We start from the raw sequence: 17,116 nt of genomic DNA, 5'->3' as shown, positions 1-17,116 counted from the left end.
GAGAACAGAGAGGTTGACCATGACAACAGTACCCGTATCCGAATTAAAAGCAGGACTTAGATTGCAAAGCGACGTATTTACTGAAATGGGCAGCTTGCTACTTCCGAAGGGCCGTATTCTGCTACCGCGTGATTTGGAGATTTTACAAGCGTTCCTGATCCAGCAAGTAGAAGTGGGGCCTGATGGTTCGGCAAAAGCTGGTGGAGATCATGCTACTGTTCGAGTTGGAGCGCCTGAATCGCAATCCCCTTCGTTAGAGGAGCGGGATGAGTCCGTTTTATTCCAGGAAGAGTACGACAAAATGGTGATGCTCGTGAAAAATGCATTCCAATCGGTACTCGTATCTAATCTATCCATATATGAGTTGCGGGGACAGTTGGAAGCCTTACTGGTATACATCCAGCGCTATAATGTAATGACGTCTACTCCGCGTGCCATGATTGAAGTTGATTATATTTTTCACAATGCGGTACTAACCTCTCTGACTTCGTATTCTATTGCCCAATGGATTGGCTTGCCCCAAAAGGACTGGATGCAGGTTGCCTTTGCCGGATTGCTCCATGATATTGGTAATGCTAAAATGGACCCGGCCATCCTGTACAAGCCCTCTAAATTAACGTGGGAGGAGCAGGAAGAAATTCGTCAGCACACGTCATTAGGCTACCAGTTGCTCAAAAATGTGAAGGCCATTAATGAAGGCGTACGTTTGGCAGCTCTTCAGCATCATGAGAAAGTGGATGGTACAGGATATCCGTTGCGACTCAAAGGGGAGCAAATCCATATTTACGCTAAAATTGTTGGAGTGGCTGATGTATTCCACGCCATGACATTGGAGAAGACCTACCGACCAGCACAATCCCCATATCTGGTACTGGAGCAAATCAAATCAGAATCATTTGGTAAGCTGGACCCGGGTGTTGTACAGGTTTTCATTCAAAAGCTCACTCAATTCAATAATGGAACCAAGGTGCGTCTCAATGATAACCGTACAGGGGAAATTATATTTGCCGATCGAGACCATCCGACTCGTCCGCTGGTGCAGGTAAACGGGGAAATCATTAACTTAATGCTTCAAAGAGAGCTATATATCGAGTGTATTGTTACTTAAGTAAGTTTTTTTGAAAAAACAGTTGCGTAATATAATAAAAGTATGATATATTATTTCTTGTCGCTTCAAGTGTTATCAAGTAGAGCGAAAAACACTTTTGAAAAAAAGTGTTGACACAACTGAGAGATACATGATATACTATAAAAGTTGCTGAGGGGATGAAAGAAACCCTGAGTTAACAAAAAGAAATGTTTGATCTTTGAAAACTGAACAACGAGTGAGTAAATGATTTTGTTCGCAAAATCAACCACGAAGATTTCGGTATATACCGCGAGGTTGTATGAAATCGGAGTGTAAAAGAGATATTTTTATCTCGTCAGTTTCAAAATGAGCGAATCGCTCTTTCTATATACCAACTTCAGTTGGTCTTTAATGGAGAGTTTGATCCTGGCTCAGGACGAACGCTGGCGGCGTGCCTAATACATGCAAGTCGAGCGGGGTTGTTGTAGAAGCTTGCTTCTACAACAACCTAGCGGCGGACGGGTGAGTAACACGTAGGCAACCTGCCTATCAGACTGGGATAACTACCGGAAACGGTAGCTAATACCGGATACATCCTTTCCCTGCATGGGGAGAGGAGGAAAGACGGAGCAATCTGTCACTGATGGATGGGCCTGCGGCGCATTAGCTAGTTGGTGGGGTAAAGGCCTGCCAAGGCGACGATGCGTAGCCGACCTGAGAGGGTGATCGGCCACACTGGGACTGAGACACGGCCCAGACTCCTACGGGAGGCAGCAGTAGGGAATCTTCCGCAATGGGCGAAAGCCTGACGGAGCAACGCCGCGTGAGTGATGAAGGTTTTCGGATCGTAAAGCTCTGTTGCCAGGGAAGAACGTCTTGTAGAGTAACTGCTACAAGAGTGACGGTACCTGAGAAGAAAGCCCCGGCTAACTACGTGCCAGCAGCCGCGGTAATACGTAGGGGGCAAGCGTTGTCCGGAATTATTGGGCGTAAAGCGCGCGCAGGCGGCTCTTTAAGTCTGGTGTTTAATCCCGAGGCTCAACTTCGGGTCGCACTGGAAACTGGGGAGCTTGAGTGCAGAAGAGGAGAGTGGAATTCCACGTGTAGCGGTGAAATGCGTAGATATGTGGAGGAACACCAGTGGCGAAGGCGACTCTCTGGGCTGTAACTGACGCTGAGGCGCGAAAGCGTGGGGAGCAAACAGGATTAGATACCCTGGTAGTCCACGCCGTAAACGATGAATGCTAGGTGTTAGGGGTTTCGATACCCTTGGTGCCGAAGTTAACACATTAAGCATTCCGCCTGGGGAGTACGGTCGCAAGACTGAAACTCAAAGGAATTGACGGGGACCCGCACAAGCAGTGGAGTATGTGGTTTAATTCGAAGCAACGCGAAGAACCTTACCAGGTCTTGACATCCCCCTGACCGGTCTAGAGATAGACCTTTCCTTCGGGACAGGGGAGACAGGTGGTGCATGGTTGTCGTCAGCTCGTGTCGTGAGATGTTGGGTTAAGTCCCGCAACGAGCGCAACCCTTATGCTTAGTTGCCAGCAGGTCAAGCTGGGCACTCTAAGCAGACTGCCGGTGACAAACCGGAGGAAGGTGGGGATGACGTCAAATCATCATGCCCCTTATGACCTGGGCTACACACGTACTACAATGGCCGGTACAACGGGAAGCGAAAGAGCGATCTGGAGCGAATCCTAGAAAAGCCGGTCTCAGTTCGGATTGCAGGCTGCAACTCGCCTGCATGAAGTCGGAATTGCTAGTAATCGCGGATCAGCATGCCGCGGTGAATACGTTCCCGGGTCTTGTACACACCGCCCGTCACACCACGAGAGTTTACAACACCCGAAGTCGGTGGGGTAACCCGCAAGGGAGCCAGCCGCCGAAGGTGGGGTAGATGATTGGGGTGAAGTCGTAACAAGGTAGCCGTATCGGAAGGTGCGGCTGGATCACCTCCTTTCTATGGAGAATCGTTTCCTGCAACGGAAACATTCAAATATGAAGCGTAAGCTTCAAAAAAATTACTCACTCGTTGCTCAGTTTTGAGAGTTCAAACTCTCACATAGCGTTTCCAACATATACTTGTATTCAAGTGTTGAGGAATTTGATATGATATTCATCCGGTCTTAAAAACCGGAAAAGTGCACCTTGAAAACTGGATACCGAAACGAAATTGCGTTTTAGAATATTCCTTTACGCTGATCTTGTGTAAACAAGTGAAATAAAGGTAGCAGGTAAGGAAAGATCTTTTGCCTTTGGCAAACATCATTCTTTATCGAACATTGATATTTTCTTTCTTTGAAAGAAAAATCTAGGTTAAGCTACAAAGAGCACACGGAGGATGCCTAGGCGCCAGGAGCCGACGAAGGACGTGGCGAACAACGATAAAGCCTCGGGGAGCTGTAAGCAAGCTTTGATCCGGGGATGTCCGAATGGGGAAACCCGGCTGTCTTCATCGACAGTCACTTTCTGCTGAATACATAGGCAGAACAGAGGCATACCAGGGGAACTGAAACATCTAAGTACCCTGAGGAAGAGAAAACAATAGTGATTCCGTCAGTAGCGGCGAGCGAACGCGGATTAGCCCAAACCAAGGAGCTTGCTCCTTGGGGTTGTGGGACGTCTCACATGGAGTTACAAAGGAACCGGTTAGATGAAGAGGTCTGGAAAGGCCCGCCAGAGAAGGTAAAAGCCCTGTAATTCAAAACCTGTTCCCTCCGAGACGGATCCCGAGTAGTGCGGGGCACGTGAAACCCCGTATGAATCCGGCAGGACCATCTGCCAAGGCTAAATACTCCCTGGCGACCGATAGTGAAGCAGTACCGTGAGGGAAAGGTGAAAAGCACCCCGGAAGGGGAGTGAAATAGATCCTGAAACCGTGTGCTTACAAGAAGTCAGAGCCCTATGTATGGGTGATGGCGTGCCTTTTGTAGAATGAACCGGCGAGTTACGTTCCCGTGCAAGGTTAAGGTGAAGAGCTGAAGCCGCAGCGAAAGCGAGTCTGAATAGGGCGACTTGAGTACGTGGACGTAGACCCGAAACCGGGTGATCTACCCCTGTCCAGGGTGAAGGTGCGGTAACACGCACTGGAGGCCCGAACCCACGCATGTTGAAAAATGCGGGGATGAGGTGGGGGTAGCGGAGAAATTCCAATCGAACCCGGAGATAGCTGGTTCTCCCCGAAATAGCTTTAGGGCTAGCCTCGGAAAAGAGAGTCGTGGAGGTAGAGCACTGATTGGGTGCGGGGCCCGCAAGGGTTACCAAGCTCAGTCAAACTCCGAATGCCATAGACTTAGTTCCGGGAGTCAGACAGTGAGTGCTAAGATCCATTGTCGAAAGGGAAACAGCCCAGACCATCAGCTAAGGTCCCCAAGTGTGTGTTAAGTGGGAAAGGATGTGGAGTTGCACAGACAACCAGGATGTTGGCTTAGAAGCAGCCACCATTGAAAGAGTGCGTAATAGCTCACTGGTCGAGTGACTCTGCGCCGAAAATGTAACGGGGCTAAACACGCCACCGAAGCTATGGCTTGATGCTATGCATCAGGGGTAGGGGAGCGTTGAATGCGGGTTGAAGGTGTACCGTAAGGAGCGCTGGACTGCATTCAAGTGAGAATGCCGGTATGAGTAACGAAAAGATCTGTGAGAATCAGATCCGCCGAAAGCCTAAGGGTTCCTGAGGAAGGTTCGTCCGCTCAGGGTAAGTCGGGACCTAAGGCGAGGCCGATAGGCGTAGTCGAAGGACAACAGGTCGAAATTCCTGTACCACCGTAATCCGTTATGAGCGATGGGGTGACGCAGTAGGGTAGTGACGCGGACTGATGGATGTCCGTCTAAGCAGTGAGGCTGGTGTGTAGGCAAATCCGCACATCGTAAGGCTGGGCTGTGATGGGGAGCGAAAATTACAGTAGCGAAGGTCATGATCTCAGACTGCCAAGAAAAGCCTCTAGCCAGGAGAAGGTGCCCGTACCGCAAACCGACACAGGTAGGCGAGAAGAGAATTCTAAGGCGCGCGGAAGAACTCTCGTTAAGGAACTCGGCAAAATGACCCCGTAACTTCGGGAGAAGGGGTGCCTCGGTAGGGTGAATAGCCCGAGGGGGCCGCAGTGAAAAGGCCCAAGCGACTGTTTAGCAAAAACACAGGTCTGTGCGAAGCCGCAAGGCGAAGTATACGGGCTGACGCCTGCCCGGTGCTGGAAGGTTAAGGGGAGTGGTAAGTCCTTCGGGGCGAAGCTATGAACCGAAGCCCCAGTAAACGGCGGCCGTAACTATAACGGTCCTAAGGTAGCGAAATTCCTTGTCAGGTAAATTCTGACCCGCACGAATGGCGTAACGACTTGGGCGCTGTCTCAACGAGAGATCCGGTGAAATTTTAATACCTGTGAAGATGCAGGTTACCCGCGACAAGACGGAAAGACCCCATGGAGCTTTACTGCAGCTTGATATTGAATTTGGGTACGATCTGTACAGGATAGGTGGGAGCCTAAGAGACTTGAGCGCCAGCTTGAGAGGAGGCATCCTTGGGATACCACCCTGATCGTATCTAGGTTCTAACTTGGTACCGTGATCCGGTGCGAGGACAGTGTCAGGTGGGCAGTTTGACTGGGGCGGTCGCCTCCTAAAGAGTAACGGAGGCGCCCCAAGGTTCCCTCAGAATGGTTGGAAATCATTCGAAGAGTGCAAAGGCAGAAGGGAGCTTGACTGCGAGACCTACAAGTCGAGCAGGGACGAAAGTCGGGCTTAGTGATCCGGTGGTACCGCATGGAAGGGCCATCGCTCAACGGATAAAAGCTACCCTGGGGATAACAGGCTTATCTCCCCCAAGAGTCCACATCGACGGGGAGGTTTGGCACCTCGATGTCGGCTCATCGCATCCTGGGGCTGAAGTAGGTCCCAAGGGTTGGGCTGTTCGCCCATTAAAGCGGTACGCGAGCTGGGTTCAGAACGTCGTGAGACAGTTCGGTCCCTATCTGTCGTGGGCGTAGGAAATTTGAGAGGAGCTGTCCTTAGTACGAGAGGACCGGGATGGACGTACCGCTGGTGTACCAGTTGTTCCGCCAGGAGCACCGCTGGGTAGCTATGTACGGAAGGGATAAGCGCTGAAAGCATCTAAGCGTGAAGCCCCCTCAAGATGAGATTTCCCAATTAGTAAGACCCCTTGAAGACGACGAGGTAGATAGGTTGGGGGTGGAAGTGCAGTAATGCATGGAGCTGACCAATACTAATCGGTCGAGGGCTTATCCTAAAGAATAAAATGCAATGGAGTTTCGGATCCAGTTTTCAGGGTGTAACACCTTGAAGGTATGTAGAAGATACATACGTATAGGCGAATTTACGATGTAAATTCATGTTTGGTGGCGATAGCGGAGGGGTTCCACACGTACCCATCCCGAACACGACCGTTAAGCCCTCCAGCGCCGATGGTACTTGGACCGCAGGGTCCTGGGAGAGTAGGACGTCGCCAAGCAAAAGGAAAAAGAACCATGATCTCCTTGAGATTATGGTTCTTTTTTTGGTACGTATATTTTAGAAATGTTCTTACAAAAAGAAGGTAACATTTTTGTTACGGAATGTTAGAAGAAACCCGGTATAATATAGGTACTGAATCCCATATACACGCGCTGCGTTCTTGCAGAATTATGCAAATTCTCGAATAGGGTTTGTATAGTGAATCAAGCTGGTAAGGAGGGAAGATCATGCGGCGAAATAAATGGCTTGCTCTTTTGGTGCTATTCAGTGTCGCTGTCGCGATTCTTACCGGGTGCGGGACAGAGGAGCCTTCTTGGACATCGTTTGAGGGGGCAGCGAATGAAAAAACGTTTCCGGTCCCTAAAGAAGCGAGTAAAACCGATCGGGCCAGCAGCAACTCGGATATGGACTATGTACGCTATGCTTTACCGGCTTTGAAGGAAAGTGATAGCTTGCCAGCCCCCTATCTGGAGGAAATTGCAGCCTGGGGCTGGACAGAAGAACCGAATCTATCGACCTTTAATCAGAAAGTATTCCTGAAAAATAAACATATGGTGCACTTATCTGTGCATGATGGTTCTTTTACTGTATTGGTCCCGAAGGATGGTAAAGCTGCTGCGAAAAGCAAAAGTGTGGACCTTAATTAATGATGTTACGGTTCCCCACTGGATACAGGGGTTGCGGACATAGGGGGTTGGTTTAAGTAAGTCACAGACGACCTCAAATGTAGCAGATAGATGCTGTGCATAATGAATAAAAAAGCTGGATATCAGGAAGCACTCAAAACTGCTGTTAAGTAGATGGGGCTTCCTTTTTTATATTGGCATATCAGATTGGCTCGGAGCTAAGGGTAGGATAAAGAATAAGGGTTAGACAATCCAACGAGAGTGTTAAAGATGGTAGTGTAGAATGGTGAGGGGAATAAAAAGGAACAACCTTATGGGGTTGCTCCTTTTTTGATATGGGGTTCTAGCTCATGGAGATATGCCAGATCAGGTATTAAGCTTCTATCTATATGGATAGATGAATGGCTAGTCTACTGCTGATAATACGAGGCATCTTCGTCGGTGAACTTCAACATGCCGTCTTTCCTTTCGCCTGTAAGACGGCTCAGGATGTATAGGCGCGGCGCAATAAGCCACAGATGCCAAAAGAGCAAGGATACAGTAAAGGCTGGCGGAGACCAGAGAATGAATACAGCGGACAAGCAGATGCCGATCCATAGCGTATGTATATGCACACGGCGAAAGAGGCCGTAGCCTATGTACTGGTCTGTCATATAGCCCAGCCAAGGCAGCTTGCGGTGAAAAGCCCAGCGCTTGCGGAAGGCAGTTTTGCTTATGAACAGTACAGATCGGGAGATCACGAAGTGTACCCATAAGGTCAGGAAAAAAGCTAAAGCAAACAAAAACAGGCTGGTCCATGAAAAGGCAAGAAGCAGGAAAAGAAGCATAATAACAGGCAACGAGATGTGACTCCATATCAGCTGACGCGGAATACTGATTTTTTTAATGAGCTTGTAGTGATAGTAGGTAGCTTTGGTTCCGGTTTCCTCTGTCATGCAAACAGTCCTTTCATTAATCTACTGCATCACAAGTGGCTTCTCGACCGCCCACAGCCGGAAAAAGGGACGGTGCTGCGCTCATGCGGCTCTGACAAGCACTAAATCGCTTGGGTAAGGCATAGAATGATCGGCTTCTCGTGTGAGCCAACCTCTTCTATAATTACAGGGAAAAGCTATCACGAATGAAGTATGCAACGGCTCCAATGAAAGGGTATCCATATGTAGGAGCTTTTCTTATTATATCGGCATAGAAGGCTGTTTTTTAAACATGTCGGTACAAACACCATAAGGGCTCACATGGAATATATATAGAGTATATCGTCGATCTGGGCTATGAAAAGGTTTAAAATAGTAGAAAGTGCCCCATACTAATAGTAAAAGATACAAGGGTGGGATGGATATGCATGATCAAGACGGCCACCGCTGCATTATATGCGGACAACACAAGCATGAAGGCATCTTTATCGTTTCCGAGTTTATCTGTGATGCGTGTGAGGCTGAAATGGTGCGCACGGATGCGACAGACGCCAAATATCATTTTTTTATTGATCAACTAAAGCAAATTTGGGTACAGAAAAATGCATAATATCCTTTATCAGCTAGTCTTTAAAGGGTTAGTATTCCAGGGCCTGTCGGTACGGGCTTTTTTTCTGTGAGTAAAAGTAGGATTCCGCTTGATTTTACGATAAAATAGGGTAGATATAAAGCTTTGTTTCGGAAGGATTGCAGAATGATGGGGAAAAAGGCCTCACACGCACCATTAATGGAAGCTCTATTACGTTACCGGGCTCAGGACAATGCTTCTTATCATGTGCCTGGCCACAAAAATGGACAAGTATATAAAAATGGACAAGTATATAAAAATGAAGATATTGCATCTCTCTTGAAAGATGTAATGTCTATTGATGCGACCGAAATTACCGGACTGGACGATTTGCATCACCCTGAGGATGTGATCCGTGAGGGCCAGGAGCTGGCAGCGATGTGCTTTGGTGCAGAGGAAAGCTTTTGGTTGATTGGAGGAAGTACAGTCGGTAATTTGGCAATGATTTTGACCGTGTGTACGAAACCGGGGGATTTACTGCTGGTACAGAGAAACGTACACAAGTCAGTCCTGAATGGTCTTATGCTGTCTGGGGCTTCTGCGGTATTTCTGGAGCCGAAAATAGATACGACCAGCGGGCTTGCGGTTGCTCCATCGGCGGATACGATACAGACCGCATTAAAAGCCTATCCTTCCGCCAAAGGTGTACTGATTACCATGCCTAACTACTACGGGATGGGACATGACCTGACAGCGACAGCTAAGGCTTGTCATGCGGCCCATGTGCCCCTGCTGGTAGATGAGGCGCATGGTGCCCATTACGGCCTGCATCCCCGTTTGCCGGCTTCTGCTTTGTCCTGTGGGGCTGATGTGGTCGTTCAATCGACACATAAGATGCTACCAGCCATGACTATGGGAGCCATGCTTCATGCGCAGGGAGGACGGATCAATCGGGAGCTACTTCGTCAGCGGCTGGCAATGGTACAAAGCTCCAGCCCTTCGTACCCGCTCATGGCTTCTCTGGATTTGGCAAGGCGGCATATTGCTGTTCATGGGACGAATGCCTTTACGGAAGGTTTGGCGGCAGCAGATGCTTTTAGAAAAGGTCTGAAGCAGCTTCCACGCTTTCGACTCGTAGAGCCTATTCAGCTAGCACATCAGGAGAATGAAGCCCAAGAGGGCATTTCTGAGCGCTTGGAGGGGGATGAGGGAGAAGCAGACGGGTATTCGATCCATGACCCTTTTAAAATGGTGCTGTATGATACATTTGGTGTACTGGATGGCTTTGGCTTAAAGCGTGAGTTGGAAGCGTATGGCTGTATTCCGGAGATGAGTGACGAAAAACATGTTGTTTTATTGTTTACGTTAGGCTCCATGATTAAAGATGCTAATCACCTGTTGCAGGCTCTTGTGCATATAAATGATGATATACGGTTTAAGGAGACGGCTGGTGGGCCGGGTTCTATGCAGAAGGAGCAATGTGGACTGGATTTAGATTTTTCCACGTGGAACAATGATGGTGCGATGGTTTATTCTAGTCCGGTGCAGTTTGGGCTTCAACCGGTTAAACCGGATCAGATGGAGGTAGTAGCTGTTGAGGACTCCGCGGGCAGGGTGGCTGCGGAAATGATTATCCCGTATCCTCCAGGTATTCCACTGTTATACGCAGGAGAAACAATCACGGAATCAATAGTTAAACGAATGAGACGTCTCCGTGAGCTGGGAGCCAAATGGCAAGGGGCAGCAGATGATAGGTTGCTTACAATTCGGGTATTCCGTTTAAAATAAAGATTAGATGTTGGAGACTTAACCAATAAAGAAGACTGAATAAAAGAAGCATACGAGCCTGTAGGTGACTCTTATTTTTCAGGCTGGAAAGCAGGGAATGGCATGAATCGCAAAGGAATTTTTATTACGCTGGAGGGGGGAGACGGCTCCGGTAAAACAACGATGATCCAACGGCTGGCTAAGTTTATGGAGGAAGAAGGCTATCCAGTTATTACGACGAGAGAACCGGGTGGTATCGAAATTTCGGAAAAGATCCGCTCTATCATTTTGGACCCTGCCCATACAAGTATGGATGCCCGGACAGAGGCGCTTCTATATGCGGCAGCCCGGCGTCAGCATCTGGTGGAGAAGGTAAAGCCGGCTATTGAAAAGGGAGCTATCGTATTATGTGATCGTTTTGTGGATAGCAGCTTGGTCTATCAGGGATTTGCGAGAGGCATTGGAATTGAGGAAGTGGCTTCGATTAATCGTTTTGCGGTAGATGATTGGGAGCCGGATGCTACATTTTATCTGGATATCGAGCCTGAGTTGGGATTGGCCAGAATTAATGCATCCCGGGGAGAGGGAATGGATCGCCTCGATATGGAGAGTATATCCTTTCACCACAAGGTACGTGAGGCGTATCTGGAGCTGGCCCACAAATTTCCGGAGCGAATTACGATTGTGGATGCATCTCCCGCACCGGAGCAGGTAGAGCAAGTTTTGAAGGATTTGCTGAAAAAGCGGTTTATTCAAAACTTTAGCATGTAATTGTCGAAGGATATACGGTAAAATTGAGCTAGGGACTAGCTTGTTCCTAATATGGCTTGAAGGAGGAATACAGGATGAAGCTGATTATTGCGATTGTGCAGGACAAGGATAGTAACAGATTATCCAGCGGACTGGTGAAAGCTAATTTCCGTGCTACCAAGCTGGCGAGTACAGGCGGATTTTTGCGAGCAGGGAATACGACATTTATGATCGGTGTCGATGACAATCAGGTGGACTCGTTGATGAATGTCATTCGCAGCAGTTGCAAGGTACGTGAACAGCTGGTCACGCCCGTTACCCCTATGAGCGGTACGACTGACTCCTATCTGCCTTTGCCTGTTGAAGTACAGGTGGGCGGAGCGACGGTGTTCGTGATGCCTGTAGACCGTTTTGAGCACTTCTGAATCTACACAATAGGACCTATTCTGCCGATATGATAGGGGAATTACCTGTTTCTTGCCCGTATCATGGGAATGAGGAACAGATCCACTATAACGGTAGCGCCAAGGCGCGGTCCCTGGAAGGCCGCTGAATTCCCTCAGTTCCATGTTGAACTGTTTTTGAAGGGAAAAAGCGGAAGTATTCGGGGGGAAAGCAGGTTTATATGAAAATAAATCCGGGCTATCGCCCTTTACAGAGTACGTTATCTACCAATGAAATGAATACGAAGCCGATCCAGTCCAAGAGCTTTTCCGATGTCATGCAGCAAAATGGGCAGCAGGCTTCGCAGGAGGAACTAAGCCGTCGCTTCAAGGAAATTCAGATGCAGGGAGACCGTCTGGTACGCTCGATGACGATTCGTGAGCTGAAGGCTTATAAAATGCTGGTTAAACGGTTTCTGGAGGATACGGTTCGGCGAGGCGTGTCGATGAAGGACACAAAGGGCTGGGATCGCCGGGGACGCAGCAAGCGGTATAAGCTGATTGATGAAGTGGATGAGCTGTTGCTCAAGATGGCAGATGATCTGCTCGAAACTGAGCAAGGCAAGATTGAGCTTTTGCAAGGAGTCGGTGAAATTAGAGGGCTGCTGATTAATCTCTCGTTTTAAATGTAGACTTCTGCCATAAACGAATACAAACGGGCTGTCGCCACGAAGGAATAATCTGCTTGCTGATGATGCTGGCAGATTATTTTTGACTATATTCAGGTAGGCAACGGTTGGAAATATGGGATAATAGCAGCAAAGCTGCCCTGAAGGACAACTATTTACTGATAGATAACAGTTGTTTTCAGGAGAGAAGGTGAGGAAATATGTCTTTCCAAAATATAATGGGGCAGGATATAGCTAAAAAAATGCTGCAAAGCGCACTTCGGAATGAGGCGGTCAACCATGCTTATGTATTTAGCGGACCGCCGGGAAGCGGACAGATCAAGATGGCGCAGACCTTTGCCAAGGCATTATTTTGTGAACGAATGACGGATGATGCATGTGGCGAGTGTCTGTCCTGCCGTAAGGTAGAGCACGGCAATCACCCGGATCTGTTTATCGTAGAGCCGGATGGAGCTACGATCAAAATTGACCAGATTCGCGGACTTCAGCGCATATTCTCTTATAAATCGGAAAGTGCCAATCCGAAGGTATATATTATCCAGCAGGCGGATACCATGACAGTGCAAGCTGCAAACAGCCTGCTTAAATTTTTGGAGGAGCCCCAGGTGCCTGTGGTGGGCATACTCATTTCGGAAAATGGACAGGCATTGCTGCCCACGATCCGATCACGTACGCAGCAGGTTCCTTTTCATGCTTTACAGCCTGAAGTGATGATGCAGGCCTTGATCGGGGAAGGCTATACGGCAGGACTTGTCCGGTCGGCGGTTCATATTGCCTCGGGACTGGAATCATGTAGAGAAATTCTCCAGCAGAATTGGTTTGCAGAAATTAGAAACGTAGTGTTACAATTAGTGAAGGAGTCCATGAGCCGGGGAAGCTCGTCCATTATTCTCGCTCAACAGAAGATTTTTAAAACTGGACTTTCTGAACACCTGGATATTCTGTTTCATCTGTTTCATTTGTGGTTCAAGGATATGCTTCATTTCCGTTACGGAAGGCACGAAAGCATTGTTTTCATAGATCATTTGGAGTCCGTCTCCAAATTGGCAATCACCCGCAGCACAGAACAATGGGTCTCTTATATGGATTTGGCCGCGAATTGCAGGAAGAAGCTCCGTTTTCACGTCAATGGTCAATTGTGCGTAGAGCAGCTTCTGATTGGGTTGTCCGATACAAGCGGTTCCATCACCGGCTAACAGAAAGGCGCGCTTGTTCCACTCTGCACAATCCGCGACGCCAGGTTCCCGGTTTGTGCGACAGTGAGACTTCAATTGCGGCCATTCGTACATGTCGGCTTCAAATGAGGTTTAGTGGCATACAAGGGGGTTAATTTTTGTATAGTGTAGTGGGTGTCCGTTTCAAGAAGGCGGGCAAGACTTATTATTTTGATCCACTGGACCTTCCGGTGGAGAAAGAAAACTGCGTTATTGTAGAAACCGCACGCGGTATTGAATATGGCAAGGTTGTGGTGGGCAAAAAAGAAGTAAATGATTCGGACGTTGTCCTGCCCTTAAAGAAAGTCATCCGTATTGCCGGAGATGATGATGCTCTTGTTGTAGAAGAGAATAAACTGGCGGCCAAGGATGCATTCGGTACGTGTTTAAATAAAATCAAAGACCATGGCCTTAAAATGAAGCTGGTAGATGTGGAATTTACATTTGACCGCAATAAGATCATTTTTTATTTTACGGCAGAGGGCCGCGTGGATTTTCGGGAGCTTGTAAAGGATTTAGCCAGTATTTTTCGTACACGGATTGAGCTGCGGCAGATCGGAGTACGGGATGAGGCTAAAATGCTGGGCGGGATCGGTCCTTGCGGACGTATCCTGTGTTGCTCTTCATGGCTGGGAGATTTTGAACCGGTATCCATTAAGATGGCGAAGGATCAGAGCTTGTCGCTGAATCCGACGAAGATTTCCGGGTTGTGTGGAAGATTGATGTGCTGTCTCAAGTTCGAACATGATAACTACGAGAGTATGAGGGAAGAATTGCCGCAGGTTGGCAAGATGGTCGTCACCTCTCTCGGAGAAGGCAAAGTTGTAGGCGTAAATGCTGGCCATCGTACAGTGCATGTTCAACTGTTTGAGATTAGCAAGGTCAAGGAACTTCCAATGGACGATGTAGTCGTCAAGTAAACCATTAGGTTGCTTCGGGGTGGAAACTTGGATAAATTAAATGTTTTTGCGCGTATTCACGAAATGGAAACCCAAATGGGACAGTTGCATAGCGATCTGGGTGAATTGAAACTGGCAGTAAAAGAGCTGCTGGAGGAAAATCAACGACTAACGATTGAAAACGAACAGGTGCGCAAGATGCTCAAACGTGAAACCTCCAGAGAAGAAAAGACGGCAAAAAGGCCGAAACTTTCTCCTCCGATCGTCATTAAGGATGAAGAGGAAACGGGTGAGGTTGTGGGCGAAGGCCACGACAATCTGGCAAGGCTGTATCATGAAGGATTTCATATATGCAACGTGTATTACGGACATTTGCGAACGGAAGGCGATTGCCTTTTCTGTCTGTCATTTTTGAATAAATAAAAACAAGCCGTAGGAGCAAGGTGCCTACGGCTTTTTTGTAAGGAAGTATGGTTTCAGAACGATTTGGGGTAAAAGGATGGGAGACCGCTATGTACGAAAATGAACAGAAGTCTGAACGAATTGACGATCTATTGTCACATAATTTGCGTATTATCCAAAGTGATGAGGTGTTCAGCTTTTCCATGGATGCGGTTTTGCTGGCGCGGTTTGCCGGTATTCCGCAGCGTGGGAAAATTTTGGATCTGTGTACAGGCAACGGGGTCGTCCCCCTGCTGCTAACGACACGAACTAAAGCGGCTATCGAAGGAATTGAGATTCAACCGCGCTTGGCTGATATGGCTAGACGCAGCGTCAGTCTGAATGGACTGGAGGCAGCGATTCAGATTCGGGAAGGGGATCTGCGCGAGCTGGTTCAAATCACGGGGCATGGTGTATATGATGCAATTACGGTAAATCCCCCCTATATGCCGCTAAACGGCAGTGATATCAAGTTAAACCCTCATCAGGCGATTGCGCGCCATGAGGTGCATTGTACACTGGAAGAGGTCATTCAGGCGTGTACACGGCTTGTCCGTAATGGTGGAAAAGTGTCGATGGTTCATCGCCCGCAACGGCTAGGTGAGATTATAACACTGATGCGTGCCAACAGATTGGAGCCGAAACGGATTCGGTTTGTCCACCCACGAGCTCATATGGAGGCGAATATGGTGCTCATCGAGGCGCTATGTGATGGTAAGCCGGAGGTTCGTCTGTTGCCCCCGCTCATTGTATATCAGGAGAATGGGAATTATACTCAGGAAATAAGGGATATCTATGGAGAAGTAAGCAAGGGGGATTTACTGTGAAGGCAGCGGTGCAAAAAAGTTTTATAACCAGCGGAGAAGAACGGGGCAAGCTGTATCTCGTTGCGACACCGATTGGTAATCTGGATGATATGACCTTTAGGGCGGTTAGCACCTTAAAATCGTGCAGTATTATAGCGGCGGAGGACACGCGGCAGACGCGCAAACTGCTCACACATTTTGACATCACGCCGGAAATGCTATTCAGCTATCATGAACATAATAAAGCTGCCAGTGGGCCTGAGCTGATACGTTATATAATGGAGGGAAAAAATTTAGCATTGGTTAGCGATGCAGGTCTGCCGGCCATTTCGGACCCGGGTTCGGATCTGGTCAAGCTGGCGTTGGAAGTGGGAATTAGCGTTATTCCTATTCCTGGGGCGAACGCAGCCTTATCAGCTTTGATTGCCTCCGGACTGAAAACGGAAAGATTTACATTTGCCGGATTCCCTCCACGGGAGAAAAAGGATCTGGAGAAGCTGCTACAGTCATTTCAGGTATCTCACGGCACGATCCTGTTTTATGAATCCCCTCATCGTATTGCACGGACATTGACGGTATTGAAGGAAACACTGGGGGAACGCAGAGTGGTGCTTGCACGTGAGTTGACCAAGCTGCATGAGGAATGGATACGAGGAACGGCGGAGCAATGCCTTGCCAGACTGGAGGAGCATCCACCGCTTGGTGAATATTGCCTGGTAGTTGAAGGGAAAAACGAAGCAGAAGAGGAAGAGGAGCGTCAGGCATGGTGGCAGTCCTTATCTTTGGAGGCCCACGTTGCGCATTATGAGACAGAAGGGCTGACACGCAAGGACGCTATGAAGTGTACAGCTACCGACCGCTCCATTTCCAAAAGGGATGTATATAACGCGCTTTTATGAAAACTTCCCGAAACAAAAAAAGGGCCTTCCAACGGTTGGGTTCAAACCGTGGAAGGCAACAAGGAGTATATATGAAAAAGGTTAGAATTAACAATCTCTTATAAGTCTATTATATACTAAAAATCTTAGTTTGTCACAGGTGTTGGAATTTCTGAGATGCAATCTTGGCAAACAATTTTACCTTTGAAGTAAATTACGTTCTCGGCGTTGCCGCAGAAGATACAAGCAGGCTCGTATTTTTTGAGCATAATGCGTTCGCCATCAACATAAATTTCCAAAGCGTCTTTTTCGCCAATACCCAATGTGCGGCGCAATTCGATTGGAATAACAACACGTCCGAGCTCGTCAACTTTTCTTACAATACCAGTGGATTTCATCATAATAAATCAGGCTCCTCTCGCCGTTCAAAATAATATAAGTGTCATGATTCGACAAATTTTTCTCTTTTCTGATATTTACTATACCAACGATTCCCAAAACAGTCAACCTTAAAAATGAGCTAACAGATTAATTATGCAAAAGTATTTAGAATAAAGAGCATGATGCGTGTGTATTACCTTATTTTATTGATGATTTAAGCCATTTGTCGATTTGGAAATGCCGAAAATCTATAATTCGA

Annotated in this window: 14 protein-coding genes and 3 rRNA genes; 15 read left to right on the top strand and 2 right to left on the bottom strand. The window is 47.9% G+C overall.

Features of this window, described 5'->3' with window-relative positions:
• The first annotated feature begins 19 nt into the window (after window positions 1–19).
• The 5 genes from ASL14_RS12090 (at window position 20) to ASL14_RS12070 (ending at window position 7,188) form a co-directional block, all read left to right on the top strand.
• On the top strand, window positions 20–1,108 hold the full coding sequence (locus ASL14_RS12090) for an HD-GYP domain-containing protein (protein ID WP_134911754.1): 1,089 nt from the start codon (window positions 20–22) through the stop codon (window positions 1,106–1,108).
• A 369-nt stretch (window positions 1,109–1,477) separates the two neighbouring features.
• Window positions 1,478–3,035, top strand: a 16S ribosomal RNA gene (locus tag ASL14_RS12085).
• 354 nt (window positions 3,036–3,389) lie between these two features.
• Window positions 3,390–6,317 (top strand): 23S ribosomal RNA (locus tag ASL14_RS12080).
• Between the two features lie 105 nt (window positions 6,318–6,422).
• Window positions 6,423–6,539 (top strand): 5S ribosomal RNA (gene rrf, locus ASL14_RS12075).
• Together the 16S, 23S and 5S rRNA genes form the textbook arrangement of a ribosomal RNA operon.
• Before the next feature lie 229 nt (window positions 6,540–6,768).
• Window positions 6,769–7,188, top strand: coding sequence for a hypothetical protein (locus ASL14_RS12070; RefSeq protein WP_025682455.1), 420 nt, complete (start codon window positions 6,769–6,771; stop codon window positions 7,186–7,188).
• Window positions 7,189–7,577: 389 nt separating this feature from the next.
• Here ASL14_RS12070 and ASL14_RS12065 read toward each other — a convergent pair whose 3' ends face one another.
• Window positions 7,578–8,102, bottom strand: a complete 525-nt coding sequence (locus tag ASL14_RS12065; RefSeq protein ID WP_025682456.1) for a hypothetical protein — start codon at window positions 8,100–8,102, stop codon at window positions 7,578–7,580.
• 403 nt (window positions 8,103–8,505) lie between these two features.
• Between ASL14_RS12065 and ASL14_RS12060 the strand changes: the two genes are divergently transcribed.
• From ASL14_RS12060 to rsmI, 10 genes are all read left to right on the top strand, one after another.
• Window positions 8,506–8,691 (top strand): sigma factor G inhibitor Gin, encoded by a 186-nt coding sequence (locus tag ASL14_RS12060; protein WP_134911753.1) that lies wholly within the window; start codon window positions 8,506–8,508, stop codon window positions 8,689–8,691.
• A 144-nt stretch (window positions 8,692–8,835) separates the two neighbouring features.
• On the top strand, window positions 8,836–10,437 hold the full coding sequence (locus ASL14_RS12055) for an aminotransferase class I/II-fold pyridoxal phosphate-dependent enzyme (protein ID WP_134911752.1): 1,602 nt from the start codon (window positions 8,836–8,838) through the stop codon (window positions 10,435–10,437).
• Window positions 10,438–10,539: 102 nt separating this feature from the next.
• The gene (tmk, locus tag ASL14_RS12050; protein WP_134911751.1) at window positions 10,540–11,187 is read left to right on the top strand and encodes a dTMP kinase; all 648 of its coding nucleotides are present in this window, start codon (window positions 10,540–10,542) and stop codon (window positions 11,185–11,187) included.
• A gap of 74 nt (window positions 11,188–11,261) precedes the next feature.
• On the top strand, window positions 11,262–11,591 hold the full coding sequence (locus tag ASL14_RS12045) for a cyclic-di-AMP receptor (protein WP_007427998.1): 330 nt from the start codon (window positions 11,262–11,264) through the stop codon (window positions 11,589–11,591).
• Between the two features lie 200 nt (window positions 11,592–11,791).
• A complete protein-coding gene (locus ASL14_RS12040; protein ID WP_025682460.1) occupies window positions 11,792–12,235 on the top strand; it encodes a YaaR family protein in 444 nt (147 codons plus the stop codon).
• 203 nt (window positions 12,236–12,438) lie between these two features.
• Window positions 12,439–13,434 carry a DNA polymerase III subunit delta' gene (holB, locus tag ASL14_RS12035; RefSeq protein ID WP_134911750.1) on the top strand — a complete coding sequence of 332 codons (996 nt, stop codon included), beginning with the start codon at window positions 12,439–12,441 and terminating at the stop codon, window positions 13,432–13,434.
• Between the two features lie 137 nt (window positions 13,435–13,571).
• Window positions 13,572–14,372 (top strand): PSP1 domain-containing protein, encoded by an 801-nt coding sequence (locus ASL14_RS12030; RefSeq protein WP_134911749.1) that lies wholly within the window; start codon window positions 13,572–13,574, stop codon window positions 14,370–14,372.
• A gap of 27 nt (window positions 14,373–14,399) precedes the next feature.
• The gene (yabA, locus tag ASL14_RS12025) at window positions 14,400–14,774 is read left to right on the top strand and encodes a DNA replication initiation control protein YabA (protein ID WP_014279024.1); all 375 of its coding nucleotides are present in this window, start codon (window positions 14,400–14,402) and stop codon (window positions 14,772–14,774) included.
• Window positions 14,775–14,863: 89 nt separating this feature from the next.
• Complete coding sequence (locus tag ASL14_RS12020; protein WP_134911748.1) at window positions 14,864–15,619, top strand: tRNA1(Val) (adenine(37)-N6)-methyltransferase; 756 nt, start codon at window positions 14,864–14,866, stop codon at window positions 15,617–15,619.
• Window positions 15,616–16,497: a 16S rRNA (cytidine(1402)-2'-O)-methyltransferase gene (rsmI, locus tag ASL14_RS12015; protein WP_134911747.1), complete on the top strand. Its 882-nt coding sequence runs from the start codon at window positions 15,616–15,618 to the stop codon at window positions 16,495–16,497. The genes ASL14_RS12020 and rsmI overlap by 4 nt, the downstream gene beginning before the upstream one ends.
• 125 nt (window positions 16,498–16,622) lie before the next feature.
• Here the strand turns inward: rsmI and ASL14_RS12010 are convergent, their stop codons facing one another.
• A complete protein-coding gene (locus ASL14_RS12010) occupies window positions 16,623–16,877 on the bottom strand; it encodes an AbrB/MazE/SpoVT family DNA-binding domain-containing protein (RefSeq protein ID WP_007428005.1) in 255 nt (84 codons plus the stop codon).
• Window positions 16,878–17,116 lie beyond the last annotated feature (239 nt).

Origin of the sequence: Paenibacillus sp. IHB B 3084 (assembly GCF_001447315.1) — a bacterium.
GTDB lineage: Bacteria > Bacillota > Bacilli > Paenibacillales > Paenibacillaceae > Paenibacillus.
The sequence above is the reverse complement of the archived record's forward strand: the minus strand, read 5'-3'. Positions and strand labels throughout refer to the sequence as shown.

Bases quoted from the DNA above. Each gene is read 5' to 3' on its own strand.
- ASL14_RS12090 (WP_134911754.1), top strand. From the start codon at position 20: ATGACAACAGTACCCGTATCCGAATTAAAAGCAGGACTTAGATTGCAA.
- ASL14_RS12070 (WP_025682455.1), top strand. From the start codon at position 6,769: ATGCGGCGAAATAAATGGCTTGCTCTTTTGGTGCTATTCAGTGTCGCT.
- ASL14_RS12065 (WP_025682456.1), bottom strand. From the start codon at position 8,102: ATGACAGAGGAAACCGGAACCAAAGCTACCTACTATCACTACAAGCTC.
- ASL14_RS12060 (WP_134911753.1), top strand. From the start codon at position 8,506: ATGCATGATCAAGACGGCCACCGCTGCATTATATGCGGACAACACAAG.
- ASL14_RS12055 (WP_134911752.1), top strand. From the start codon at position 8,836: ATGATGGGGAAAAAGGCCTCACACGCACCATTAATGGAAGCTCTATTA.
- tmk (WP_134911751.1), top strand. From the start codon at position 10,540: ATGAATCGCAAAGGAATTTTTATTACGCTGGAGGGGGGAGACGGCTCC.
- ASL14_RS12045 (WP_007427998.1), top strand. From the start codon at position 11,262: ATGAAGCTGATTATTGCGATTGTGCAGGACAAGGATAGTAACAGATTA.
- ASL14_RS12040 (WP_025682460.1), top strand. From the start codon at position 11,792: ATGAAAATAAATCCGGGCTATCGCCCTTTACAGAGTACGTTATCTACC.
- holB (WP_134911750.1), top strand. From the start codon at position 12,439: ATGTCTTTCCAAAATATAATGGGGCAGGATATAGCTAAAAAAATGCTG.
- ASL14_RS12020 (WP_134911748.1), top strand. From the start codon at position 14,864: ATGTACGAAAATGAACAGAAGTCTGAACGAATTGACGATCTATTGTCA.
- ASL14_RS12010 (WP_007428005.1), bottom strand. From the start codon at position 16,877: ATGATGAAATCCACTGGTATTGTAAGAAAAGTTGACGAGCTCGGACGT.